The organism is Tardiphaga sp. vice154 (assembly GCF_007018645.1).
Classification (GTDB): domain Bacteria; phylum Pseudomonadota; class Alphaproteobacteria; order Rhizobiales; family Xanthobacteraceae; genus Tardiphaga.
Genome location: NZ_CP041399.1, coordinates 3,627,441 through 3,651,015 on the forward strand (window position 1 = coordinate 3,627,441; position 23,575 = coordinate 3,651,015).

General features: G+C 60.8%; 24 protein-coding genes. 11 read left to right on the plus strand and 13 right to left on the minus strand.

The genetic code is table 11. The annotated features are described in order from the left end of the window. Positions 1 to 2 precede the first annotated feature (2 nt). Both FIU28_RS16950 and FIU28_RS16955 read right to left on the minus strand, forming a co-directional pair. Entirely contained in the window at positions 3 to 1,334 is a 1,332-nt protein-coding gene (locus FIU28_RS16950; RefSeq protein ID WP_168209948.1) for an O-antigen ligase family protein, read from the minus strand. Between the two features lie 156 nt (positions 1,335 to 1,490). Further along, positions 1,491 to 2,678: a polysaccharide biosynthesis/export family protein gene (locus tag FIU28_RS16955; protein ID WP_210247730.1), complete on the minus strand. Its 1,188-nt coding sequence runs from the start codon at positions 2,676 to 2,678 to the stop codon at positions 1,491 to 1,493. Positions 2,679 to 3,318: 640 nt separating this feature from the next. Here FIU28_RS16955 and FIU28_RS16960 point away from each other — a divergent pair. The 4 genes from FIU28_RS16960 to FIU28_RS16975 all read left to right on the plus strand — a co-directional run bounded on the left by FIU28_RS16960 (position 3,319) and on the right by FIU28_RS16975 (position 6,350). Beyond that, a complete protein-coding gene (locus tag FIU28_RS16960) occupies positions 3,319 to 3,582 on the plus strand; it encodes a hypothetical protein (RefSeq protein ID WP_143574377.1) in 264 nt (87 codons plus the stop codon). A gap of 144 nt (positions 3,583 to 3,726) precedes the next feature. Continuing rightward, the gene (locus FIU28_RS16965; protein WP_143574378.1) at positions 3,727 to 4,965 is read left to right on the plus strand and encodes a hypothetical protein; all 1,239 of its coding nucleotides are present in this window, start codon (positions 3,727 to 3,729) and stop codon (positions 4,963 to 4,965) included. A gap of 16 nt (positions 4,966 to 4,981) precedes the next feature. After that, positions 4,982 to 5,719, plus strand: a complete 738-nt coding sequence (locus FIU28_RS16970) for a metallophosphoesterase family protein (protein ID WP_143574379.1) — start codon at positions 4,982 to 4,984, stop codon at positions 5,717 to 5,719. A 46-nt stretch (positions 5,720 to 5,765) separates the two neighbouring features. Next, positions 5,766 to 6,350: a hypothetical protein gene (locus FIU28_RS16975; RefSeq protein ID WP_143574380.1), complete on the plus strand. Its 585-nt coding sequence runs from the start codon at positions 5,766 to 5,768 to the stop codon at positions 6,348 to 6,350. 39 nt (positions 6,351 to 6,389) lie between these two features. Here the strand turns inward: FIU28_RS16975 and FIU28_RS16980 are convergent, their stop codons facing one another. Together FIU28_RS16980 and FIU28_RS16985 are read right to left on the minus strand one after the other, a co-directional pair. After that, positions 6,390 to 7,847 (minus strand): undecaprenyl-phosphate glucose phosphotransferase, encoded by a 1,458-nt coding sequence (locus FIU28_RS16980; protein ID WP_143574381.1) that lies wholly within the window; start codon positions 7,845 to 7,847, stop codon positions 6,390 to 6,392. Positions 7,848 to 8,186: 339 nt separating this feature from the next. Beyond that, complete coding sequence (locus FIU28_RS16985; RefSeq protein WP_143574382.1) at positions 8,187 to 8,540, minus strand: helix-turn-helix domain-containing protein; 354 nt, start codon at positions 8,538 to 8,540, stop codon at positions 8,187 to 8,189. 398 nt (positions 8,541 to 8,938) lie between these two features. Here FIU28_RS16985 and FIU28_RS26510 point away from each other — a divergent pair, with 398 nt between their 5' ends. The 4 genes from FIU28_RS26510 (at position 8,939) to FIU28_RS17000 (ending at position 13,896) form a co-directional block, all read left to right on the plus strand. Beyond that, positions 8,939 to 9,088, plus strand: coding sequence for a hypothetical protein (locus FIU28_RS26510; protein WP_168209949.1), 150 nt, complete (start codon positions 8,939 to 8,941; stop codon positions 9,086 to 9,088). A gap of 1,546 nt (positions 9,089 to 10,634) precedes the next feature. After that, complete coding sequence (gene istA, locus FIU28_RS16990; RefSeq protein WP_143576244.1) at positions 10,635 to 12,143, plus strand: IS21 family transposase; 1,509 nt, start codon at positions 10,635 to 10,637, stop codon at positions 12,141 to 12,143. After that, positions 12,140 to 12,949, plus strand: a complete 810-nt coding sequence (istB, locus tag FIU28_RS16995) for an IS21-like element helper ATPase IstB (protein ID WP_143574383.1) — start codon at positions 12,140 to 12,142, stop codon at positions 12,947 to 12,949. The genes istA and istB overlap by 4 nt, the downstream gene beginning before the upstream one ends. A 704-nt stretch (positions 12,950 to 13,653) precedes the next feature. Further along, positions 13,654 to 13,896 carry a hypothetical protein gene (locus FIU28_RS17000; RefSeq protein WP_143574384.1) on the plus strand — a complete coding sequence of 81 codons (243 nt, stop codon included), beginning with the start codon at positions 13,654 to 13,656 and terminating at the stop codon, positions 13,894 to 13,896. A gap of 913 nt (positions 13,897 to 14,809) precedes the next feature. Here the strand turns inward: FIU28_RS17000 and FIU28_RS17005 are convergent. From FIU28_RS17005 to FIU28_RS17045, 9 genes are all read right to left on the minus strand, one after another. Next, on the minus strand, positions 14,810 to 15,064 hold the full coding sequence (locus FIU28_RS17005) for a hypothetical protein (RefSeq protein WP_143574385.1): 255 nt from the start codon (positions 15,062 to 15,064) through the stop codon (positions 14,810 to 14,812). After that, the gene (locus FIU28_RS17010) at positions 15,061 to 15,618 is read right to left on the minus strand and encodes a DUF7693 family protein (protein WP_143574386.1); all 558 of its coding nucleotides are present in this window, start codon (positions 15,616 to 15,618) and stop codon (positions 15,061 to 15,063) included. Before FIU28_RS17010 ends, FIU28_RS17005 begins: the two co-directional genes overlap by 4 nt. Then, positions 15,615 to 15,830, minus strand: a complete 216-nt coding sequence (locus tag FIU28_RS17015; protein WP_143574387.1) for a hypothetical protein — start codon at positions 15,828 to 15,830, stop codon at positions 15,615 to 15,617. Before FIU28_RS17015 ends, FIU28_RS17010 begins: the two co-directional genes overlap by 4 nt. A 44-nt stretch (positions 15,831 to 15,874) precedes the next feature. Beyond that, positions 15,875 to 16,102, minus strand: coding sequence for a hypothetical protein (locus tag FIU28_RS17020; protein ID WP_143574388.1), 228 nt, complete (start codon positions 16,100 to 16,102; stop codon positions 15,875 to 15,877). A 308-nt stretch (positions 16,103 to 16,410) separates the two neighbouring features. Continuing rightward, a complete protein-coding gene (locus tag FIU28_RS17025; protein WP_143574389.1) occupies positions 16,411 to 16,749 on the minus strand; it encodes a hypothetical protein in 339 nt (112 codons plus the stop codon). A 2-nt stretch (positions 16,750 to 16,751) separates the two neighbouring features. Continuing rightward, on the minus strand, positions 16,752 to 17,174 hold the full coding sequence (locus tag FIU28_RS17030) for a hypothetical protein (RefSeq protein ID WP_143574390.1): 423 nt from the start codon (positions 17,172 to 17,174) through the stop codon (positions 16,752 to 16,754). Continuing rightward, the gene (locus FIU28_RS17035) at positions 17,167 to 17,517 is read right to left on the minus strand and encodes a hypothetical protein (RefSeq protein ID WP_143574391.1); all 351 of its coding nucleotides are present in this window, start codon (positions 17,515 to 17,517) and stop codon (positions 17,167 to 17,169) included. The genes FIU28_RS17030 and FIU28_RS17035 overlap by 8 nt, the downstream gene beginning before the upstream one ends. Continuing rightward, the gene (locus FIU28_RS17040) at positions 17,514 to 17,882 is read right to left on the minus strand and encodes a hypothetical protein (protein ID WP_143574392.1); all 369 of its coding nucleotides are present in this window, start codon (positions 17,880 to 17,882) and stop codon (positions 17,514 to 17,516) included. The genes FIU28_RS17035 and FIU28_RS17040 overlap by 4 nt, the downstream gene beginning before the upstream one ends. A 2-nt stretch (positions 17,883 to 17,884) precedes the next feature. Beyond that, the gene (locus FIU28_RS17045; protein WP_246660716.1) at positions 17,885 to 19,381 is read right to left on the minus strand and encodes an AAA family ATPase; all 1,497 of its coding nucleotides are present in this window, start codon (positions 19,379 to 19,381) and stop codon (positions 17,885 to 17,887) included. Positions 19,382 to 19,411: 30 nt separating this feature from the next. Here FIU28_RS17045 and FIU28_RS17050 point away from each other — a divergent pair, with 30 nt between their 5' ends. The 3 genes from FIU28_RS17050 to FIU28_RS17060 all read left to right on the plus strand — a co-directional run bounded on the left by FIU28_RS17050 (position 19,412) and on the right by FIU28_RS17060 (position 23,543). Beyond that, positions 19,412 to 19,849, plus strand: a complete 438-nt coding sequence (locus FIU28_RS17050) for a hypothetical protein (protein ID WP_143574394.1) — start codon at positions 19,412 to 19,414, stop codon at positions 19,847 to 19,849. A gap of 451 nt (positions 19,850 to 20,300) precedes the next feature. Continuing rightward, the gene (locus FIU28_RS17055; protein WP_143574395.1) at positions 20,301 to 22,253 is read left to right on the plus strand and encodes a hypothetical protein; all 1,953 of its coding nucleotides are present in this window, start codon (positions 20,301 to 20,303) and stop codon (positions 22,251 to 22,253) included. Between the two features lie 948 nt (positions 22,254 to 23,201). Continuing rightward, complete coding sequence (locus FIU28_RS17060; RefSeq protein WP_143574396.1) at positions 23,202 to 23,543, plus strand: hypothetical protein; 342 nt, start codon at positions 23,202 to 23,204, stop codon at positions 23,541 to 23,543. Positions 23,544 to 23,575: the final 32 nt, after the last annotated feature.

Here is a 23,575-nt window from a genome sequence, read left to right on the forward strand (position 1 = left end):
TTTCAGACCTTAAGGTTAAGCGCCGACGAAACCCGTTCGGGTACCGCAGCGCCCTGCGGAACCTCTCCGGAACGAAATGACTGGCACAGGCCTGCGCCAAAAAGTGAATATATAACAATTGCATATCCCGGTATCTGCAACGAAAAGTCGACCATCGAGTGAATCACGGCGGCGATCACCCCGGCGAATGCAATGACTGGAAATATCACGTTCCGTCGACGCATACGGATCCCATAAAGAAGGACGGTAAAGGCCGCGAAGCCGGCCACGGTGATCAATCCCGCGAGCGGCAATCCACCGGAAGAGGCTAATTCCAGCAGCGAATTGTGAGCCCTATTCCAGATCCCGGCCAGGGAGATATCATTGCCTCGATAGGCCGGATAACTCATTTCGAACGAGCCGAATCCCGTACCTAGCCAAGGATGATCGCGAATGATCCCGACGGTTGCGCGATAGGTCGACAGCCGTCCTTCGTCGGACAATCCTTGCGCATTAAAACGTCCGCCAACCAGACCGCCGAACAGCTGCAGAAGGCCCAAGGCCGCAACACTTGCTGCCATCAGAAATCCCGCGAACCCGAAGCGACCGGTTATCCGGCGATGGAAAAAAGCAGCAACGGCGATAATCATCGAGATCAGCGCTGCCCCTGCTCCGGCGCGCGATCCCGTCAGAAACATTGCGATGAGGCATATTAGCCAGCCGGCAGTGGCTGTCAGAATGGGCCTTGACGATCGGGTATCGAAACTTGCCCGCAAGCGCCGCCACCGCAAGCGTCCCGACGGAAGCTTGTGTTGAATTCGCTCGCACGCCCGCATCAGCCACACCAGCGCACAGCAGCCGTAATACAAAGCTGCCGTATTCCGATTGAGAAACGGCGAGGTAAGCGACTCGCGGTGCGCCTGCTTCTCGTAGACGAAAAAGATCTTGCCGGGGTCGGCCAGATGGCTCGCGATGGCGGCCACGGCGTAGATCGCGCCCGACCACGCGACTACGGTCAGCAACTGCCGGGCCGCGCGACGGTCCGCTGCCAGCAGTAAGGCCGTCGTGAACGCCAGAAAACTGTTAATGCCGAGACCCATCGCATAGAATGCCTGGTTTCGGGCAATGGCCACGGACGGCGACAGATGCTCGCCGAGAAGGCGCGACGCTTGCGCCCATATCGGATCCGGCACAACGGACAGCGAGGGCGCGACGGCCAATTGGGCGTACAGGACGACGAGGCAGGCGAGTGCCAAGGTACACGCCAAGGCCAGCACGATCAAAGATCCGCGTCGCGGACGCAGCGTCAGCAGGCCGAGCAGAGCAACTCCCAGAACGACCGCCCAGATCGCCATGGCGGGCGCGCTTACAGACCCGAGCGGCAGCGGCGCTAGAGCAACCGCGCCGAGCACCAGCCAGCCAGACCACCGTACACAAGCCGTGTGGAGCGGCACAGATTCTGGGTTCGCACTCGATCTCGGGCCGCCCCGATGATTTGGCATTCTTGCCGGTTAGGGAGCGAGCTTGATGGCGTTTCGCAGGATCACGCCGTTCGCCGCTGCGACAATCGGATCGTTGACCGTCGCGGTCACGAGCCTGATTTGCTGCATCAGCTTGGCGCTTTCGACCGACGGTGCGTTCGACACAAACAGCACGTCCTTGTTGCGCATCTGGAAGCGCGTGGCGAGAAAGTAACCCGCTGGATCGCGCAGATTCATATTGTAGACCACCGGGATGACGGGTCCGCTGAACGTGTTGACATCGATTCCAAGCCTCACCGCGACCTCGCGGGACTCGCCGCGATATAGGAACACCGCCGCGGGGTCCGCAGACGAGTCGTTCAGGCCACCGGCCTTGGCGACGCCTTCGGCCAGCGACACGCGCCACGCTTCAAAATTAAACTGTCCCTGAGCGCCCGATGCGCCGAATGCGACGAAGGTCTGAGGTTCGCGGTAGACGTAAATCGTATCCCCGGGATGGGCGTAAACGTTGCTGGTCGGCTCATAAACAAGCTGCCCAAACGGCACCGTGGACCGCTTGCCTTCCCGCTCGAGCATTACCCAGGTATCGAAGCCCTGCCCCTTGGGCCCACCAGCGCGCGTGATCGAGTCAAGAATACGCTCGCCGGCCGCATTGGCCGCAAAGCGCGCAGGCGTATTGACCTCACCGAGTACACTGATCAGCGATGTACGCTGCTCGATCAAGGCGACGACCGCCTGCGGCTCGATGGCGCGATTCTTCAGAGCATCGACAATCGAACGTTGAACTTCGCTGGGCGTACGACCTTTGGCACGCACGGCGCCAGCATACGGGACTGAGATGTTGCCGTCGCTGTCCACGTTCTGATTCGGCAGAGTAATAAAGTTTCCCGGACGAACGCCGGCTTCCAAAGGAATAAACAGACCGCCGGCAGCAGCTTCGAATACCGTGACGCTGACGACATCGCCAATCCCAAAGCGAATCTCACCTGGCGGCCGCCCCTGGATGCCTCCAGCAAGGCGCGGCGCGAAGGCTGCAAGTACCTGTTCAGTCTGCGGAGTTACTTTGACAACTGCATAAGGAAGGCCAATTACGGGATCTTGTTCTGCGGCGCGAATGGCTTCGCCAGTGGGGCCGTTGGTCGGCATGTAGAGACACCCCTGCAAACCAACCGGGAGAGCCAGCAAAACCCCTATGCGAATGATCTTTTTAATCAGCATCCCAACCCCACCCTATTGATTGTCGGTATCACGCGGCTGGTTCCGACAACAAGGTTGCCAATGATCAAATTGGGTCTAATGATAACGAATGTTATGAAGGTGAGGCAATTGAGACACATTTTCTCGTTGTAGAATATATAATCTACCTTCAACTGACGTAAGGCGGGGCATTCCAGTAACTGTTTTTCGGCTCGTGTAGGCCGATGGGGGCGTTTCATGTCGACGATTAAGATTCTAGCCGGCGCCTTGGCGTTGTTTTCGCTCTTCCGACTCGACGCCGCTCAGGCGGCGGACAGGGACCTGACATCCCCGGGACCGCGGCAAAAGACAGTCCAGATTAGCCCGAATTGTTCGCGAGTGTGGAGCTGCCGGGGAGACCTTTGCGGTTGGAAGCGCGTCTGCTGGCGTGGCTGCCCGGATCATTATTCATGCGCTCCACTGTATGGCGCCTATGGGCCATACGGCGGCCGAGACTATTGGGCAGCATACGGCTACAGCGCTCCGTCGTTCCGTTATTAACATTTCGATGTCGTTCCGGAGCGAGGCACTTTGGCTCGAAAAGTTCGACAGTTCCCCGTATCAGGCGTTAACGCGCCTTTAACGGCATATCCCGCATGCTTGGCCCTGCAAGGTGTCATTTATGCTTACGGTTCTCTCGTTCAGTCTCTTGGTCGGCATGGCGCTCGGTCTCCGGTGCCCGGTGATGATACTGCTGCCGGCAACGGCGAGCCTGGTGCTGGCAAAAATGATTTGGCTGGGCGGCATTCTGACTGTTTCGGGATTGGTAAGCCTCCTCGCGAGCCTGCTGAGCCTTCAGTTTGGCTACGCGATCTCCACATTCGCCCCTCTGCTAGCTTGCGGACGCGGCTCCAACAATCGTACCTACCGGTCGGAACACCTCTAGAACCTGCTCGACGCGTGGCTCCGAATGACAGGGCTTTGCCATTTGGTCCTGACAGGCTTCGCGCCCCCCCGCGATTCAACCGCGCGAAGTGCCTACCATCGGATTGCATCTGCTGTGTGGAAAGTTGCGACCTTAGTCTGCCTCTTGATCGGGCTGATGGTGCCTCTGAGCTTTGCCAACGAGGCACTTGCCACCGGGGCGACCGGCGCGTTCGCATCGGTTTGCCTTTTGGCTGGCATTGTAGCCATACGGCCCGGCGAACGGGCCTTCCTGCATTCCGTGGCCGGCGTCCCGATCGCCATCGGCTGCCTGATTCCGCTCTGGACCATCGTGCAGATGCTTCCGTTGCCGTCTATAGCGCACCCCATCTGGGCCGTCGCCGCAGAAAACCTCGGATTTCCTGTCGCGGGCAGCATCTCCATCGATCTCGGCACCTCGCTGCAATCACTGCTTCTCGGCCTTGGCAGCCTTTCGGCAGGCCTGGCTGCCGCGGCCGCCGCCGTTGATCCGAGGCGGGCGCGCGCGATAGCGCACACCGTCGTTGCGAGCGCTGCCGTTCTGGCGATCATTTCCCTTACCGCGGCCGGCATGTCGTCGCTCGCAATTCACGTCGATAATGACAACAGCGGAGCGGTCGGCGCTATATTAATCTGTTTGTCGACCTGCATCGCGAGTCTGCTCGATCAAAGCAGGCCGCCCGCGGGGAATATATCGCTTGATCGGCCCTGGCTCCGCGTGGCGGCGTTGTTGTCTGCAACGTTGATCGGCATTGCCTCAGTGTACCAGCTTGGTAGCGCCCGCCTCCTGCTTCCGGTCGCGACAGGCACCGCTAGTATTTTGATAATCTGGGCCGCGCGGCGCTTGGGCCTCTCGGCCTGGGCCGCCGCCACGCTTTGGCTGGTAGTAGCCGTCATCGGAACGGCAACCGCGTTTGCGTCTCGTCCATATCCCTCGTTTCCGTTCGTCGTCGCTTTCTCCGGCATCCCGGCTGATCACCTTGCCGCAACGCTCGCCATGCTGGCGGACGTGCCGTGGGCCGGCACCGGCGCAGCCGCAGCTCTGCTACCGACCTACCTCGGAACGCCCGGCTCTCCCGATCACCTGCGACTGGCGACCGCCGCCGCAGCAGCCTTGATCAGTTGGGGACCAGTCGCTTTCTGGGCCATGCTCGTCATCACGACAGCCAGCGTCTTTTTCATGATTACAAGTGCGATCAATCGCGGACGGGACTGGGTTTTTTGCGCAGCTGCTGCAGGAGCGCTAGTGATATTTGTGACGACATCCTTTGTTTCGCCTATTTCGCCGGCCATTTCTTCGCTGGTTCTTCTAGGGATTACTGTGGGCATGGGCGTCGTGCAGTCCGTCGGCCGCTCCAGGTCATGACCCGCGAAAGTCGCAGATGTGGAATTTGATTAAAGACCGGCTGCTTCGTATCACACCGCAGATTGACAACGTCTGCATCTATGCGGTGGGTGACATTCACGGTCGGGCGGATTTGCTGGACGCCGTCTGCGCAAAGATCGATTCCGACGTTGCCTCCGGACGCTGCCGCGAGTCGCTCGAGGTTTTTCTCGGCGACTACATCGATCGGGGCCCCGACTCGGCGAAAGTAATCGCCACGCTGGGGGCGCGGCAGTCCCGGCGTCCCATGGTCTGCCTGCGCGGCAATCACGAAGCTTTCCTGCTGGATTTTCTGGACAACCCCCATGTATTGACGTCATGGCGCCGCTTCGGCGCGCTGCAGACGTTAATCTCCTACGGTTTATCGCCCTCCGCCAATCCCGACCCTGTCGAATGCCGACGACTATCAGACGCACTGGCGCTGGCTATTCCGCCGGCGGACCTCGCCTTTCTGCGAGCGACGCCGACTTTTTACAGCCGCGGACGTTACTTTTTCGCCCATGCAGGGATTCGCCCCGGCGTCCGGATGGACCAGCAACGTGAGGTAGACCTGCTTTCGATCCGCGACGATTTCCTGCTGTCAGAAGAGAACTTCGGTCAGATCGTCGTGCATGGACATACGCCGGTGCACGAGCCTGAAGTACATGGCAATCGAATCAATATCGATACCGGCGCTTACGCCACCGGGCGGCTGACCTGTATCACTATTCGCAACCGCGAACTCGGATTTCTGTGATGCAACAGTATGAACTCGCGCGCGGGACGACAGGCCGGGGCCAACTGTGATCTCCACTCCGATATCGATGCGTGCCCACGCCATCGTGGCGATCGGCATAGTCACCGCGATGTTGTCGATTTGGTGGCTGGCGCCCCTGACGGTTCGGAATGCCTTTGTTGCGCGGCTGGGCATCATCCGCGGACAACTCTGGCTGAACGAAGGTCAGGCCCTGACGCAGAAGCCGGGCGCCTCCGAGACCGAGATGCAATCACCTTTCCGTATCGCGGTGACGCTTGGTCCGGCCAATTCCGAAGCGTGGTTTGCACTGGCGTTGGCGACGGAAAGAAACGATTGGATCGATGGACGCGCCACCGCAGCGCTGAAGATGTCCTACTATACGGGGTTCAATGTCACGGCGCTTGTCGCGCCGCGGCTTGAACTGTTGGTTCGGACAGACCTCGTCCGGGACCCAGAACTCCGTGATATCCTGACACGGCAGTTGCGCGTAATCTTGACGCGCGCGCCCGATCTGAAACCGGCGATCACGGCGGCCTATGCCAGCGCCACAGAGATTAATCGCCGTTTTATCGAGAGCGAACTAGCCGACCTCGATCAGGCTTTTCTGGATACATTTCGCAGCAACCACTGATGCGGAGCATCCGCAGAAACCTGTGCGTCATGACCTCCGTCAGTAGACGTCGGAGCGGAAAGGCTCGCCCAATGTGCGAAAGATGATCCGTATGTCGAGCCAGAGTCCCCAGCCGTTAACGTATGCCAGATCGTGTTCAACCCGCTTCTGCATATCCTCGATCTTGGGGGTTTCACCACGAAATCCATGGACCTGTGCCAGCCCCGTGATGCCGGGCTTCACGTGGTGACGGAACGCGTAACTCGATATCAGCCGCGAATATTTGTCGTCCTGCGCCAGCACGTGCGGCCTTGGGCCCACCAGCGACATGTCGCCTCGAATGACGTTGATAAGCTGCGGCAACTCATCGATGCTCCGTCGACGCAATGTCCGCCCCACCCGCGTCACCCGGGCATCGCCTCGCCGCGCCTGGACAACAGGAGCACCGTCTTCTACGACTTTCATCGTCCGAAACTTCAGAATTGAGAATGGCTCGCCGTTAAAACCCTTTCGCTGCTGCCGGAATATAACAGGACCAGCCGAATCCAGCTTGATCGCCAGAGCGGTCAGCAGCAGAAGCGGTGAGAGGGTGACAAGAATGATCGTTGCCATGCAGAGATCAAAGCTGCGCTTGAGGGCCTGTTCGAATGCGCTGAGCGGCGCCCGCTGGAATTCCCAGGTCGGCAGCGGCCCGGTCGAAACCGTGGGAAGCGAAAGAAAACGCTCGACATTTTGATCGGGCAACAAGTGGACCGGCAGCGGCGACCAACGCAACTGATCGCGAACCTGCTGAATGAGCTCCTGCTCATCCCAACCGATAGCAACGACAATCTCGTCGACCCGCAACACTCTGGCCATCTCAATCGCATAGGATACGCCAGTCATGTCGCAACGTGCAGTATCGGACTCCTCGATCCCTTGCGCGCCGATCACAAAACGGCGGACTTCCGTCAGCCCGAACTTGTGAAGCAAGTCGTGGGAACGAAGATGGGCAAGTTCTGCGGCGGAGCCAACGAGCACGATACGCCGCCCGCCCAAAGCGCCGCTTTCGATCGCACGGCGCAAAGGCCTCTGCAGCAAAGCCCGTCCCGCGACGAGTCCTGCACCGCCAATCAGCCCGAAGGCAATTGTCGAACCGCGAGAAACCCCGTCACCGATCTTGAGCAGAAAGATAAACAGCATGAGCAACAGGACGACAAGAATCCATACGCTGAGGAGTCGCGTCCAGCTTCGGTCGAGGCCTGCCAGCACAGGCATCTCGTACAGGTTCTGCGTCTTGGCAAGCAGCATGTGCAGAACCGCGGCAACTAGTCCGATGCCCAGGAAGGCTTCAATTCTAAAAAGCACACCGTAGTAAGTGATATGATAAAGCAAGCCGCCGATCACGCTGGCAGCTACCACAATGGCGGCATCATAGAAGATGCCCGCAATCTCCAGCGAGACTAATGACACCCTGCCGATACCGCGAACGTCCACGGCCGCCATCGCCTTACTGCGGACCTCGGAGATTTCGGTCATCGACTGTTACCAAAAGCCAGCGTCGAATTAACAATAAATTAACGATAACAGTTGGAATTGTGAGACACAAGGAACAACTGCACGACCGCCCCTTCAGGCATATATGGTTAATTGCGCATGGCAATGACAGTCGATGGTCAAGCGTTATCGTGGCGGTGCGGGCCTATTCTCTGTTTACCTATAAGGTATTGGCCAGCCCGGCTATGCGCCCTCAGAACGAACGCCCAGAAGTAACGAAAGCGCCCGGAACTCGGGATTCAGCCGATGTCGCGGGCGTTTGTATCGACGGAACAGGTTTGAAGTGCTGGACAATGGCCGCGACGGGCCTCGAAGCCTGTTTTACTTTGAGCGTTGCTCACGTGCGACAAGTTCTTCCTCTATCCTCATCTTCTCAAGCAGTAAGTCCGTCACGATCCGGCGCAGGCGATCATTCTCAAGGCGCAATTCGGACACCCGGCTGTCCGTCATAGGGTCCTCTTTCGGAGCGAGGGCGGCGATGTTTGCCAAGCTGGATGAAGCGCCCTCCGAATACGAAAGACCGGCTTGAACGCCATCCTGTTTTCGCCAGCGATGAAATGTCATGACACTGACACCGAGTTTCTTACACGCCTGTGCCTGCGAAAGCCCACGCGCCATCAGCGCTTCGGCCTCTTGCAATTTCGATGATATTTCTTCGGCCGAGTGACGTTTCATCTTTGGAGACTAACTTTTAATTTCGATCAAATGTGGGCGCAAGTCCCCACAAAACCTACAGAAACTCGCAGTCTGAGTAAACGAACCAATCCCAAAGCGCCCCAAAAAAAGCAACCTATGGGTGCTTCAATTTTCGATGCATTTTAAGCGGGATAAATGATCGTTGGACAGCAATTTAGCAGCTGTTACAAATAGCCTCCTATTGCAAATTCGTTGTGCATTTCAAACTCACGTACGGCCAAAATACGTTGCTCAATATTTCAACGCGCGTCACAAAACATCAGCACTATTGCTAGTAACTTGGGCGTTGTTAATGAACGCAGTAGTCGTAAAGTCTATCAGTCGAATGTCGCGCCAAGCGAACGCGCAATCTCCTAGCTATTAGCATGCGAGATAACATGAGCGAGAAGAGCCCTTTAGAGTCATCACGATGGCCAGCACCATCGGATTATCGCAGCGATCTGTTGCAACGGCTTATGGAGGAGAACACCGAGCTGCGGCAAACGGCGGTCAAGATCGTGCTGCAAAATACCGTCCTGCGAGAGTAGCTTCTTCTGCTTCAGGGCTGGGACTCTAACCTTTCGCATCCACGCAACTGATAATTTAAATTGCCCTGTCGCTTCATCTGACACGACGATGGACGCTAAGTCGTCGCACAAGGCGGGACCACGCCCCCAAAGAGGTGGCGTCTGCGAAGGTGTGAGCTTGGTTTACGGCGCGATGCTCGGAGCTAATCGGCTCCCCGCTCAAAGTCTCCGATCAATCTTTCAGCGTTGATCTGTCCCTTGAGTACAAAGTGCCCCTTACGATAACAGCAATATCACCCGGCTGCAGGCGACCGTCATGGGTGGCGCGCTCTGACGTGAATAGTCAGGTCGCTATCCAGAACGACGGCCTCGGGTTCCTTTAGGCTCTTGAGCCGCCACTTGGCAGCCAATTCTCAGATCTGTCGCATCTCGCGACGGACATTCTCGATCCATTTTTCGCGCCCGACCGCTGAAACGGTGTCGTTCTACGACCATATCGTGTTGAGCCTTTGCCGCCGTAATAGGTCGCCGACGTCCATAAGCCCATCAGCAGGCGGCCCCCCATGGTGACAACCGGCAAAGGGTTCTCAATCTTGCAATCCTGTCATCGTCGCGAAGTCCCGCCTAACGCGCGGGCGTGAGGGCAACTCGACACATCGACATTAAGATGTAGAATACACAACAAATGCGAGCGGAGATTGCCATGCGATCCTTGGGATATGGATATGTCGTATTCGCGATCGGCATGATAGCCATGACACAAGTTTATGCGCAAACATCGCAGAAGACGCTGCCTCAAAAATACACAATCGACGGACCAGGCGGCGGAGTCTCGACACCTCGTGGAATGGCCCAACCGGTGCCATCGGCGACCTCCACCTATCAAAGCCAAACCGGCTCGGGAACAGTGCCGTTAACCGGCCAATCCCGATCGGGTGTTCCGGTCTCAACGATCCGATAGCCGGTAGATTGCGCGACTAGCCGTTAGTCTAAGCGTCGATGGAATGATTATAGAAACTGCGTCATAGGCAACTTTGTTGAGAAGATTGATTGCGGATAACGTTCGAGCGGTAATGCACCATCTCCCGATGGATCACCGAGACTTATCACTGCTACGGTAAGGTTGATCGGTTAGGTTAAGATCGGATGCCCGTTGAGCAGCTGACTGGACGCGCGTATCTATGCACCAGCCGGCGCATCACTCCCCAATGTGTTGCTCCGGTCAGGCCTAGCGTCAGCGCCCGCCTCGCTAGGCCGCCCAAAATTCTAGGCGAGCGAGCCGGCTCTCCTCTCAGAGGGCCTTGATGACAGTCTTGCAACTAAACGCTCCGGACAACGGCGCACTGGGCGAATTTCAGGGAACGATCTCAAGCCGGAGTGCAGCGCGACAATCAAGATGAGAATTCCGCGACAATCAGGATGAGAATGCGCCGCTGCTGGGTTGACGAAGGGAGGGCGTAGCCCGACCGGAGGCAGCCCAGCAGCGGCGTGTCGCCCGAACGGGCCTCATTTGGCGGTAACGGCGGCTGGTCAAAGATCGGGTTTCTCCTTTGAGAGGACCAATTCTTTGGCCGGCCGGCATGTCACCGATCAACAAATGAGGCTTTTCATGAGCTTGCGTCGCAACCATTCGCCAGCCGTCGCCGCTGCAAAGGCTGGTTTCAGCACCTCCGCCGCCTACCGGTTCGAAAAGGATCCCCGACTTCCCACCCAGAAGAAGTCGCCCCGCGAACGCCGCCGCGCTGATCCATTTGCCGATCTTTGGGAGAACGACATCCTCCCGATGCTGAACGCCGCCCCAGGCTTACGGCCGATCGCCGTGTTCGAGGAACTATGCCGCCGACATCCGGAGCTGGGTTCTGGAACGCGGCGGACGCTCGAGCGGCGCATTCGGGCATGGCGGGCGGTGAACGGGCCGGATCGGGAGGTGATCTTCCGTCAGGAACATCCGCCGGGCCGCATGGGGTTGTCGGACTTCACCGAGGTTGCCGATCTCGGCGTCACCATTGCAGGCCAGTTGCTGGACTGCCGGCTCTATCACTTCCGGCTGCCTTTCTCCGGCTTCGAACACGCCCATGTCGTACTCGGTGGCGAAAGTTTTGTCGCGCTGGCGGAAGGCTTGCAGAACGCGCTGTGGTCGCTGGGCGGGGTGCCGGAGCAGCACCGCAGCGACAGCCTGTCAGCCGCGTTCCGCAATCTCGGCGCTGAAGCCAAGGAGGATTTGACGACGCGCTACGAGGCGTTCTGCAGTCATTACGGCATGACGCCGACCCGCAACAATCCCGGCGTGTCGCATGAGAACGGCTCGATCGAAAGTGCGCATGGCCATCTCAAGAGAGCGCTGGCCGATGCCCTGCTGCTGCGTGCCTCTCGCGACTTCGACGATCTTCCGGCATGGCGTGGTTTTGTCGACGAGATCGTTGGCCGCGGCAATGCGCGCAATGCCAAGCGCATCGATCAGGAGCGGACGGCGCTACAGAAACTGCCGGTCCGCAAGACCGCCGATTATGAGGAGGTCAACGTCGATGTAACGACATCAAGCGCCTTCACGTTGCGCAAGGTGTTTTACTCGGTCCCCTCCCGCTTGATCGGTCACCGGCTGCGGGTGCGTCTCTATGACTACCGGCTCGAATGCTTCCAGGGCGCCACCCACATCGTCACCCTGCGGCGCGGGCGAAGCCAGCCCAACGGCAAACACGGCCATGTCATCGACTATCGTCACGTCATCCATTCGCTGCGCCGCAAACCGATGGCGCTGCTCAATCTGGTCTATCGAGACCAGTTGTTCCCCCGCCGCGTTTACGCTCGTGCGTTCGACGCCTTGCTCGCCGGCATTGGCGAAAGACCAGCCTGCCGTGCGATGGTCGGGCTTCTGGCGCTCGCACATGAACGGGCCTGCGAAGCGGAACTCGGTGCCGTGCTGCAAGCCACGCTCGACGACGGCATCCTGCCGGATCTCAAGGCGCTGATCGAACGCTTCCGACCGAAGGGCATGGCACTACCGGTCGTCGTCGTCACGCTGCCCTCGCTCGCCATCTACGACCAGATCGCAGCAGCCGTGGGAGAAGTCGCATGAACGCGACCGTCAAGATCGACGCCGCCCGTGTCGAATTGCTGCTCAGCGAACTGCGTCTGCCCGGCATCAAGCTGATCTGGGCCGCCCTGGCGGAAACCGCCGATAAGGAAGGCTGGCCCGCCGCACGCTTTTTGGCCGCGCTGGCTGAACAGGAGATGGTGGAGCGAAACCGTCGTCGCTTCGAACGTCATCTGGATGAAGCCCGCCTGCCGCCGGGCAAGACCCTCGCTGCATTCGACTTCGATGCAGTGCCGATGATCTCAAAGGCGCAGGTGCAGGCGCTCGCCGCCGGTGACGCCTGGCTCGACAAGGGCGCCAATCTGTTGTGTTTTGGTCCCCCTGGCGGCGGCAAATCGCATCTGGCAGCGGCGCTCGGCATGTCCCTGATCGAAAAGGGTTGGCGCGTGTTGTTCACCAGAACCACCGATCTCGTGCAAAAGCTCCAGATCGCGCGCCGCGACCTCACGCTCGAAGCCGCGATAGCCAAGCTCGACAAATATCATCTGCTGATCCTCGACGATCTCGCCTATGTGACCAAAGATCAAGCCGAGACGAGCGTTCTGTTCGAACTGATCAGCGCCCGTTACGAACGCCGCTCAATGCTAATCACGGCCAATCAGCCATTCGGTGAATGGGGCAAAATCTTCCCGGACCAAGCCATGACGCTGGCGGCGATCGACCGCCTCGTCCACCACGCCACCATCCTCGAAATGAATGTCGACAGCTACCGCCGAAAAGAGGCTGTCGACAAAGCCCGCGGAGCCGGAAGGCCACCAACGCGCGCGACAATCAAAGCGTCATCCTGATTGTCGCTCCACGACAATCAACTCCACGACACGCAATTATCGCTTGCGTTATCGTCAGGCCGCGACAATCATCCCCACGCCGCGACCGCTAAATTGCCATCCTGATTGTCGCTCTTCCCATCCAGATTGACGCGCTACACCGGAGCAAGGAGAACACTTAGCAACTGTCATAGAGGCCCATATCGCTTAACTCTAGCATTGCCTCCACTATAACTCTCAGTTTGGCGCCCAGGTATGAGGCTTGTGCGCCAGCTAGCTAAAATCCAGAACATCAGGATGAGCCGCATTTTCAATGATTGGCTAAAGGCGCGTCTTATGATCCTCCATTTCCAGTTTGAGTTCTATTGCTGAGAATGCCCCATTACAACGAATACCTATCATGAAGAGCATACCACTCAGATCGAGGCCCAATGGCGATGGTCAAAGAGTCCTTGTGGGACTTTCGCAATCGGAGACCGAAGAGCTGTTACGTCTGGCAAAGGGCGTCACTATGATTGATCGTGACCACTGGATGACGCTTTTTACTAAACATGAGACCGCCTACCGGCACCTGTGCTTACAGTCGTAGCGGTGGCAGCCGGCATAGGAAGAGCTATTATTCCTTAAAACGGTCACTGAATCTGTAATGGTGCAGGTCGCCAACATCGGCTAACAGCACGACGTTTGCGGCGATAGGCGGAAGTAACACCGCTTGGAAAGTACATATGAGACAGTTATTCTGGCTTGCCATCGCTTTAACGCAGGCTGCTTCAGTAAGCGCGCAGACTTCCGAGTGCCTTTTGATGACTGTCGCGATCGATCGGCTCGCCTGTTACGACAAGGCGTATCCACCTGTAAAGGCCACGCCAGAGCAAGCTTTGAAACAGAAAAACCGCACCATCGACCAAAGCTTGGCTGAAGACGAGCGCATCAAGAAAGCCATGCGACCGATCTGCAAGAATTGCTAGGGCGCGCCGCATCTCGTCTCGCCGCATTGGCGTCGCGGCGACCTGAGCGAGGAAATACTCCATGGACAACGGCATGTCGTACGAAATGGCAGCATGCCCGTCCTTGCCTATCAGGAACGCCCGAAACCGCTGGTCTCCCGCTACGGAGCGGGACCTGATCCGTCGGGATAGCTCGCCGGCGTCGGGCGCTTCGGACGGGCAGACCGGAACTCCGGGCTGGGGCGCCGCTGATCGACCCCAACGCCTGGTGGGCCGCGCTCGAAGTGGCCCCCGAGGCGGGCGCCGGCGCAGTGTTCGATTCCTTCATCAGGAAGATGCAGCAATGCCACCCAGACCGGGTGGTCGATGCCGCCCGGGAGATCCTGCAACTGGTCAAGAACATCGAGTGGCGGGTGACGCGGGCCTACGACGTTCTTGAGCAAACCAGAAAACGTGATCATTACCGACGTCGGCGAAAAAGCGGTTCGCGAGATGGCCAAGGAAGGTCACGTTTCCAGCGGCCTATCGCAGGGCTGCCGTCAAGGCTGCGCGGGCGGCACGTCTGTCTGACGCGGACATCGTCGTTTTGTATGGGCAGGAGCCACCTACGACTTTCGGCCGCCTGAGGCACAGCGCGGGCAACAGTAGCTTCAGCCACGAACGCACCTGGAAGCCCATGCAGTACCAAACGACGCCGTTGTTATCATCTGGCGTGCGGACAGCAGCACGCAAGAGGTGACGAACAGCGACTTCCAAGCGGCCAGAAAGATGGCGATTACTGCCGCGGGAATGCACAGGACCGCAAGTGCCACAACAACTGACCAGTCCGCCCGGACGGTCTCAGCGTCCTTGTAGCTCATGGGAGATCCCAGTGGTTGCTGCCGTAAGCGTGCAGTCTGTAGTGCTCCGCGTCGATCAAGAACCACTTTTCGCATTACTTGGTGGAGACATAGGCGTCGATCGACACCGTGAGCGGGAACGCGGCACGCGCCGTCGCATCGTCGTCGTTCTCAATCAGGATATGGAGATCGTAGTCAGAAAGTGCCCAGGTCTGGCATCCACAATATTCCGCGGACAACATTTGCCCGATCGCGTGCGGATTGGCGTCAGGCTTTGAAAGCGTGACGAGATTCGGAATCCCGACATGCGGAGCGTATTTATTGGCGATTAAAGCTCGAACGCTTGTCATAGATTTCCCTCTCCGGCCTGCTCACGGACGCGCGCTTTTTCGATGATCTCGTCGAACGCGTCCTCCTCCTCGTTCGCTAGCAGCATGACGGCATCCCCCTCGCGCCGGTCGAAGCTGTCGATCGTGCCGCGTCGGCCATCGGGCGCCGTTACCTCATTGATGTATTTGACGCCGTAGCCACGCTTGAACGCCGAGAACTTCCAGCCGTTGATCTCGAATAGCCCGCACGTGTGACGGACCTCCGTCCACGGCTGCTCGACGATCACCTCCGCCTCGACGGCGATCACGCGCCGGAGCGCGGCCATCACCTCCTCCATGCCGACCTCGTCCGGCCGCAACGGCGGCAGAACGGCCGGCGGCACCGGATGTCGCAGCGCCTCGGTATGGATCGCCTGCAGCTGCGCGACGGCGGCCTCGGCGGAAATCCGCTCGTTATTCCGCTCCCGCAGGACAGCGATCGCCGTGCGGAACGCCACGTTGAAAGCGGTATGGTCGATCCGGCGCCGGTGCCAGTCGCGCCAGATGCGATCGATGATGTCGGCTGGCTCGCTCAACAGTCGTCACCACTTTGCGTTGCGGCGACGCGTTCGACGTTTTCCGGCGTCATGCGGCTCCAGCCGGACAGATGATATCTCGTCACCGCCTCCCGCCAGCGCTTGAACAATTCCGTGTCGGCCGGCAACAGATCCGTCGGCGCGTCGGCCTGCGCCAGGGCGGCGATCTCCCGCAGCAGCTCCCAGTCGCGCGCCACAGCGACCTCGGCCATGCGGCCGTCTAATAGGCAATCAATGGCGCGGGCTCGCAGATCGCTCATCCGAACTTCTCCGCCTGCGCCCGCGCGCCCTCGCTCGCGATGCGTGCCAGCAGGACCCACACGGACTCGTCGGCGGCCGGCGCCGGCGAGATACTGAAGGCGACGTCAAGCACGCCGACGACCGCCTGCGCGGCACCGGCGCCGTTGACCGCGACGTACAGCGGCCGCGTCGTGTTGTGCGACGTCCTGATTTTGACGACGACCTCGACCTCGATGATGTGCACTCGAAAACCTCTCTGATTCCCGAAACCGCTGTCCGATAAGTGAGCTTATTGGACACCGGCGGAGTTGCCGAGCGGCAACTTTCGGGCCGCGGATCGCCCGCTACCCCTCAAATGTCGCCGTACGGCAACTTTCCGGACGCCCTTCGAGCGTGGCGTCATGTATACTTTTCTGCTGAAAACTTCCTTCTGACCGCATCCCGGCGAGCGGGCGGACCTTCGGGAACGGCCGGCAGGCCTGCCCAGCGTCGGCCTGGCCGACCCCGCAGTCGCGGCACCGGATGCAATCGAACCTCAGCGCCCAGGCGTGTTCAGCCACCGAGATAGGCCCTCTTCGCGCCTTCTTCGGCGTCATACAGCCAATAAAACCTGGCCGTCGTGAGCGCCCAGCCAAGCCACGGATCAATCCACAGCACCTCGCTGCGGGTGACGTATGACCATCTGCTGCCGCCGTGCTGCAGCTCGCGCTCGGGCGTCACCGTGTTCGAGTAGGTCCATCGCTCGTCGACCGCATAGACCCCTTCGAGGCGCTCACCATAGAACCGCCAGTCGATCAGATCCCGCTGCGGCACAGCGGGATCTATCTCGTCGGCCTTGGGCGACCAGCCGCTCCGCAGGCGCTCCAAGAGCGCTTCGATGGCGTTCGTCATTGTCAGTCCTCGTCGTCATCGTAAGGATAATCGTGCTCGGGCGGCGTCCTAGCCGCTAGGAGCGCCTCCATCTCGGCATCGGTCAGATCGGCGGTCGAGCCCGCCACGGGTCCGACGTCGACGTCGACCGCCGGCAGCTCATGCAGGCTTTCGACCGCCCGCCACTTGTCGACGCGTTCGAGCCAATAGAAGCCGTCCTCGGCGACCGCCCAGGTCTGGAGGCGGTCGACCCGAAGTATCTCGCCGGTGGCGTGCAGCCATCCGGCGCGACCGATGATGGAGAGCTGGGTCGGCGACCACCGCCACTCCGTCAGCCGTCGCTGCGGGATCACCGACGACAGGCGCTCCGGCGCCGGCTCGAACTTGTCCTTGATCTCCTCGATCAGGGCGTCGATTGCGCGCTGCAGGCGAGTAGTCCTAGCCATCGGACGTGTCCTTGTAGTTGGATGGAGACTTGCCGAGTCGATAGAAACGGTCGGCTGTGATGCACCATCGCCGGCGGCAATCGATCCAGCGCACACCGGTGGTTCGCCGTGGCTCGGCGGCGGAGGCTTTCTTGCCGCCGCCGCCACAGACCAGGCCTCGGATGGCGACCCATCGCTGGCCGCCGCCGTCGGTGAAGACCTCGGTCGTCCACTCCGATATCGCCGGCGCATGGGAGAAACTCGACGACGACCACAGCGCGCACGCGCCGGACCGCGCGTCGGCGAGTAGAGCCTCGACGTCGCCGTCACAGATCGCCGCCTCGAGCTGCAGGCTCGTCATCATGTTTGCTTCTCCGGTGCCGGGGTCCCGAGCTGCCACAGGCGGGCCTCGTCGATGCACCACTTCCGGCGGCAATCGATCCACCGGATGGCCTGCGTCCGTGCGAGGTTGCTACCCGAGACCGGCGTCGACAGCGCGCGCCAGCCGACGACTTTCACCAGCCTCGGCTTGATGACGCCGACGATGACGACGTGGAAGCGACTCAGACCTTTGTCGCGGTCGATGAATTCCGCTCGGATCGACGACCATTCGTCGATGACGGTCGCTGCCGCGAGGTACCTCGCCGGGGGCGGATTCCCCCGGCGCAGCTGGTCGAGGAGGCGCGCGATGTTGGCCTTCTCCATCCATGCCTTCAGATCGTCGTCCACGATCAGTGCCTCGCAGCGCACTGGTCGCGGGCGTCGAGCGTGGCCGCGACGATTTTCTGCAATCGCCGCATCGAGAAGCCGGTGCGCGCCCACGCCCGGCCGGCGACCTCCAACTCGTCATCTTCGAGCGCCGGCACCCATGCCGGGTCGAGATTGCGCTCTTCGGCGAGCTCGAGCAGGACCGCCCTCGCCAACGCCGGCAGGTGGACCAACGTCGGCGACGGCACGCGGATCACCCTGAAGCGATCGCGCAGCGGCCGCGGCAGGTCGCGGTCGTCGTTGGCCGTCGCGATGAACGACACCCAGGACAGGTCACACTCGGCATCAAGCGCGGTGTCGCGCACCTGAGACGACGTTTCGCGTTCAAGGTACGGGATTACCGACGACCACAGATTGCCGTTGTGCGACCCGGTTCCGCTCTTCTCGATCTCATCCAACATGAGGATCGGGTTGGCCTGCCGGTAGACGGCGACGGCGCGCAGCGGCACCGACGGCTGGCTGTTATGCCAGGCCTTCGGGCTGCCGCTGAACTGCCCGTCGTGGCTGCCTGCACAGTCAAAGCGGTATGTGGACACCCCCAACAGGTCGGCGATGCGGCGTACCAATCTCGACTTGCCCGACCCGGGATCGCCCAAAAGCAGCATTGGCTTCATGCTCACCGGCTCGCCTTCGCGGAGATCGCGCAGCAGCAGGTCCACGGCCGCCATCGCGTGCGGATACTCCATCATGAGCGTCCGCCTGGTCGCGTGCAGATCGCGGGCGACGACGAGCGGCAGGCGCAGGTCGACCAGCTCCTTGTACGGCGCCTGATCGGCGGTGAACTTCAACGCGCCCTTCTTCTTGATGACGACCATGCCGGGCTTGGACGCCTGCGCGAGGTCGCAGAGGGCCTTCACGGCGGCCTCTCTCTCTTCGCGCTCGCGGTCCATGCGGTCCTCCTCGTCGATGATCGCCGCCGCGCAGTCGATCGGCGACGTGAACACGAACTCGCCCTTGCCATCGGCCAGATGCCACCAAGCATCCAGCCGACGCATCATCTGGCGGACTTCCCGAGAGCCGTCCGGCAGGTCCGAGACGTGGTCCCGCACCAAGGCGTCGAGCTGCGGCATGCAGCGGCGGATGTTCTCGCCGTCGTCCATCGTGGCAGCGATCAGCGCCCAGGCCAGCCCCAGCTCAGGCATCTTTATGTCGTAGGCGTGCAGCTCCAGGCGCTGCGCGAGGACGGTCGAATACACGTCGTTGCAATGCGCCTGCATCGCCACCGCGTCCTTCAGCTCGAAGTCGGCCGGATGCGCCTTCAGCTTCGAAGTGAACTTCCAGCACATATCGACAGCGCGCGCCCACGTCGGGCACATCATCACGGCGATCGGGAGTGGCACGGCGCCTGGGGCGGAGGGCATGACGAATCCTTCATCGAATTCTGCGCGGTCTTCCAAAACCTGGACGACTCGGGCATTGATCTCGGCTAAGCTTGCGAATGTACTCGGATCATCTTCCATAGCGTTCTTGTGCATTACAAGGACACACGATTGCAAGGACTCGTTGCCCCGATGGTGAAGAAGCCGTTACCACCGACCAAGCCCCCTGAGCGTCGCACCGGCCGCATCCCGGGCCCGCTCGAAGACTTGCGCTCCGAGCGCTTGGTGCAGCGCATCCACCCCGACCTGATGTCGGCGATCCTGCAGCGCAGCCGCGAGGCCGGCTTCACCCGATCGCAATATGTCGAGCGGATTCTGATCCAGTACATGAATACCGTTGAAGGCGCTGAGTTGGACGCCATCGGCAAGCGCAGGGCGCCCGGCCAAGCCGGTGCGTTCGAGACTCGGATCGACAAGATGCGCGATCTCAGGGAGAGCGGTGGCCCGCCGCCGCTGACCTATGAGCACCCGAACATCGGTCCCGGCCTCGGCAAGGCCAACGCCGCCTACTTCCGTGAGGAAGCCAGGCCGCCCCGGACGAAGAAGTAGCCCACAAGGGCTGCGACATCTCGCCGCACCTCAGCAGGCTTTCGTGATCGGCAATCGCGGGCATTAATGGTGTCCCGAAAGCTTCGAATCTCGAAACGTTCCCGGCGCGTTTTCCGAGCAAAACGTGCGTTTGCGGCGTGTCGGCTCTCCGAAATAATGGCCTCCGGAAAGCTTCGAGTTTCGAAAGGTTTGATACTTCGGCGGCGTCGGCTGCTATCAAGTAATGAAGCCGGAATCATAGGAGGTGTATCATTCGATACAGTCCCAACCACAGCAGCGGTTTCCGTCGTGTAGCAGGCCTCCAGAACGTTTCGAATCTCGAAGCTTCCGGTCCGTACTGTTGCTACCAAGCCACAGGTAGTTGACCGGGGACAGCGCGAGGACCGTCGTTGACACAGGCAGGTGTCCAAGGTTCCATCAGGGTTCGCATCGAACCTTGGACCTTTCCCCTTTGCCGATCGCCCTCAAATCCGAGCAGCTCTTTTACGCCGCCTTTGTGAAAACAAGCGAGGCGACGGCGAAGCGTAAGCTGAAGGCTGCACGGCGCGCGGACTGCAAAGCCGCGTTCGACCCGATCGATGCGATCGAGCTCAAGGACGCCTACGCCGCTGCCATGCGGGACGGCGACCTGCGCCGCGATGCCGAGCGCGCGGTGGTGGCGAAGGCCTTCATGGCCGCCGGCATGACGGCAGCGGAAGCCAAGAAGGCCGCGCAGGCCGAGGGTCAGGAGCTGACGAAGGCCTTCCTGGCCGTCGGCATGACGAAGGCGGAAGCCAAGGCCGCCAAGAAGGCCGCCCGCGAGGCTGGCCAGGCCGCGATGAAGATCACCTCCCGCCAGAAGGAGCTGATCAACCGCGTCGAGTTCATCGAGTACACGAAGCGCATCAACCGCGACGAGCCAACCCGGCAGAGCGCCAAGGACCGCCTGAATATCGGCTACGTCTGGAAGGGCGGCTGGGTCTCCGGCAAGAGCTACCAGAGCGCCTTCGTCGAGAAGGGCAAGCGCAGCGACCGCCACTGGCTGCTGATGCGCCATGCCGCCTCGACCCCAAAGGTCCGATCGGGCCTGTTCGCAGGCATGGGCAACGGCGACGCACGCAAGGCCTGGAACAAGAAGCTCCCGGCGCTCGACTGCACGCACGCCACCATGAACACCGAGGTCCGCGACTGCTTCCGCGTCGAGCTCGACAAGTCGTTCAAGAGCATCGCCGAGCTGATGTTCGAGCTCGAGGAAGCCGACTACCCGATGCCGAACATCATCACGTGGATCCCGTGCGAGACGCTGCCCGAAGGCACGGTCAACAAGCCTCACCTCTGGCACTATTTGCCCGACAAGAAAGGCGTCTACGGCCACGGCAACGTCTCCGACCGCATGCTCCAGGGCGTCGCGGCCGCGCTGTTCGCCAAGCTCGAGCACCTCGGCGCCGACCCGGGCGGCCTCGCCAACATCCATGACGGCAAGAACCCCCTGTCGCCGCACGCCTCCTACTACATCAGCAACGACACGCACCTGCCGACGCTCTCCGAGCTGGCGGAGAAGCTCGACGTCACGCTCGACTGCGCGACCATGGCCCGCCTCATGTCGATCCGGAAGATCGAGCGCACGCACATCGGCACGCGCTCGAACGAGGTCTACGACTGGTGCTATTCGACCTCGTCGCTGCTGGCCCGCGAGCTGCACAAGAAGGGCATCATCGACGCCAACGCGCTCGATTTCGACTGCACCCGCTTCGCCGAGATCATCGAGACCGAGATGCACGCCCGCGCCAAGGTCGAATTCCCCGAGTTCAAGGGCGCCGAGCTGGAGGCCCTCCTGGAGTGCTGCTCCGCCCGCGCCACCTGGGCCGCCGAGAAGTTCGAGGTCATCACCCTTTCCGGCGGCGTCAACCGCGGCGCTGCACGCGACAAGATCAAGCCCACGGACGCCCTCGCCACCAAGCAGGGCGCAGGCGGCACCTATGCCCGTCAGTCGGTCATGGAGAAGAACATCAAGGCCATGGCGAAGGCGATGCTGCCTGCGCTGCGCGCCGACAAGGTGCCGAACGAGGACCATGTGACGGTCGTGACCGGCCTGCACATCAAGACCGTCCGCAACCGTTGGGACGCCGCGCTCAAGATGGCGCAGGGCTTCCTCTTCCAGCACATCGTCACCAAGGTCGCCATCGCGTTGACCCCTGTTTGCAAGGGAAAGAAGCTGCCTTGGGTAGGGGATACACTCCAGCAAGCGAACCTAAACCCGGCCATCCACGGCGCAGCACCCGGCCAGCATGCCACTGCCCAGCCTTCCACGGCAGACCCGGCATCGGGAGACCCCGGCCAACCGCCAACTTGCATCTTCGAAGCCTTCGCTGAGGCTCATCGACAGTCCCGGCGCGCCGAGGCATCCGGCTCCTATGCAGCCTGACCATCGGCCATAGTCGAGCCGTCACCGCCTTCGGGTAGGTCCCGGCCAACATCATCTCACCTTCTCCGTCCGACCTCCCCAAGCCCGCGCATGCCCCGTTGATCCCGGCCGAGCATCGAACCTTCCTCTTCGTTGACGCCCTTCGCATGCAGGTGGCGTCACAGGCCAGGATGCAGGGCAGCGACGCTCTTCCGATCTCCATCGCAGTTCGGCCTTCCTTCGCAGCATCGCTCTCCACCGCTGCATGGAAGGCCCTGCGAGCCTCGCTGTCCACGGCGCAGCATGCTTACCTCCTTCGTTCAGGAGAGCGGTGCTGTCGCGCAGGCCTTCGCCGTGACGCCTCCCTGTAGCTCATGGAGAGCCTGCGCAGCATCGGAGAACCTCGGCAGTGTCGATCTCCCTCGCTGCGAGGAAGCCCTGCGTTGTCATGGAAGGCGATGCTGCGGTGGCTGCCCTTCGCTGTGATGCCCTCCAAGGGCAACGAGGAGAGCCTTGGCCGTGACGCTCTCCTTCGCAGGGAGGAAAGCCTGTCGCGTCCCGGAAGGCCTGCACGAAGGACGAAGGCCCTTGCGCAACGCCGTGCTATCCCTCGCTCAGACGATGCCCGATCCGGCATGGTCCTCTCAACTGACCCGCTGCCGGGCAACCTCGGTGGCGGGGTTTCTTTGAAGCCTCTGCTTGACACATGCAGGGTTCGGTATCAGATTCCGTCCAGGTCTTGGTGATGCGAGCCCTGAAACGGGAACCCCATCGTGCTCACAAGGCGCGGTGGGGTTTTCTTTTCCGCTATCGAAGTAGCAGGTTTGCGATTCCACCGAGACCTGCCGCTCGCGTGAACTTCCGCTATCCGGATAGCAGGTTTTCGAATCTGGCCGTGGTCTTGCAAACGCGTGACACGCAACGCAATCGCCCTAGTTTAATGACGTTCCGGCCGTCACCCTCGCCGGCATGACGCAGCAGAACCCCTCATCGCAGATCGTTGTCCGGCGCAAGGTCGCCGGCCGCATGTTGTCCGGTCCCGAGAAGCCGGCGCCGAAGACCGTGGCCGAACGGGCGCGCGCAGCGAGGGAACGCAAGCGGGCCGCAGGTCAGCCTGCCGTGGCCGCCTTCGATCGCATGCTGCGTGAGATAGTCTTCAAGCACTATCAGGCAGGCCTGCCGTGCGATGCACCCGACCTGGTTCGCGCCACCACCGAGGAGCTGACCGCTTCCGGAGAGCACAGCGGCCGCGGCTGCCGTGCCACGGTCCAGACGCTCATGGCTCAGGCGGGAGGCGTCGATGTCGTTTGAGTTCGATCCCCGAGCGATCCAGCAGCTCATGA

Coding starts and splice junctions, on each gene's coding strand:
- FIU28_RS16950 (WP_168209948.1), bottom strand. CDS start 1,334: ATGGCGATCTGGGCGGTCGTTCTGGGAGTTGCTCTGCTCGGCCTGCTG.
- FIU28_RS16955 (WP_210247730.1), bottom strand. CDS start 2,678: ATGCTGATTAAAAAGATCATTCGCATAGGGGTTTTGCTGGCTCTCCCG.
- FIU28_RS16960 (WP_143574377.1), top strand. CDS start 3,319: ATGCTTACGGTTCTCTCGTTCAGTCTCTTGGTCGGCATGGCGCTCGGT.
- FIU28_RS16970 (WP_143574379.1), top strand. CDS start 4,982: ATGTGGAATTTGATTAAAGACCGGCTGCTTCGTATCACACCGCAGATT.
- FIU28_RS16980 (WP_143574381.1), bottom strand. CDS start 7,847: ATGACCGAAATCTCCGAGGTCCGCAGTAAGGCGATGGCGGCCGTGGAC.
- FIU28_RS16985 (WP_143574382.1), bottom strand. CDS start 8,540: ATGAAACGTCACTCGGCCGAAGAAATATCATCGAAATTGCAAGAGGCC.
- FIU28_RS26510 (WP_168209949.1), top strand. CDS start 8,939: ATGAGCGAGAAGAGCCCTTTAGAGTCATCACGATGGCCAGCACCATCG.
- istB (WP_143574383.1), top strand. CDS start 12,140: ATGAACGCGACCGTCAAGATCGACGCCGCCCGTGTCGAATTGCTGCTC.
- FIU28_RS17000 (WP_143574384.1), top strand. CDS start 13,654: ATGAGACAGTTATTCTGGCTTGCCATCGCTTTAACGCAGGCTGCTTCA.
- FIU28_RS17005 (WP_143574385.1), bottom strand. CDS start 15,064: ATGACAAGCGTTCGAGCTTTAATCGCCAATAAATACGCTCCGCATGTC.
- FIU28_RS17015 (WP_143574387.1), bottom strand. CDS start 15,830: ATGGCCGAGGTCGCTGTGGCGCGCGACTGGGAGCTGCTGCGGGAGATC.
- FIU28_RS17025 (WP_143574389.1), bottom strand. CDS start 16,749: ATGACGAACGCCATCGAAGCGCTCTTGGAGCGCCTGCGGAGCGGCTGG.
- FIU28_RS17030 (WP_143574390.1), bottom strand. CDS start 17,174: ATGGCTAGGACTACTCGCCTGCAGCGCGCAATCGACGCCCTGATCGAG.
- FIU28_RS17035 (WP_143574391.1), bottom strand. CDS start 17,517: ATGATGACGAGCCTGCAGCTCGAGGCGGCGATCTGTGACGGCGACGTC.
- FIU28_RS17045 (WP_246660716.1), bottom strand. CDS start 19,381: ATGGAAGATGATCCGAGTACATTCGCAAGCTTAGCCGAGATCAATGCC.
- FIU28_RS17060 (WP_143574396.1), top strand. CDS start 23,202: ATGACGCAGCAGAACCCCTCATCGCAGATCGTTGTCCGGCGCAAGGTC.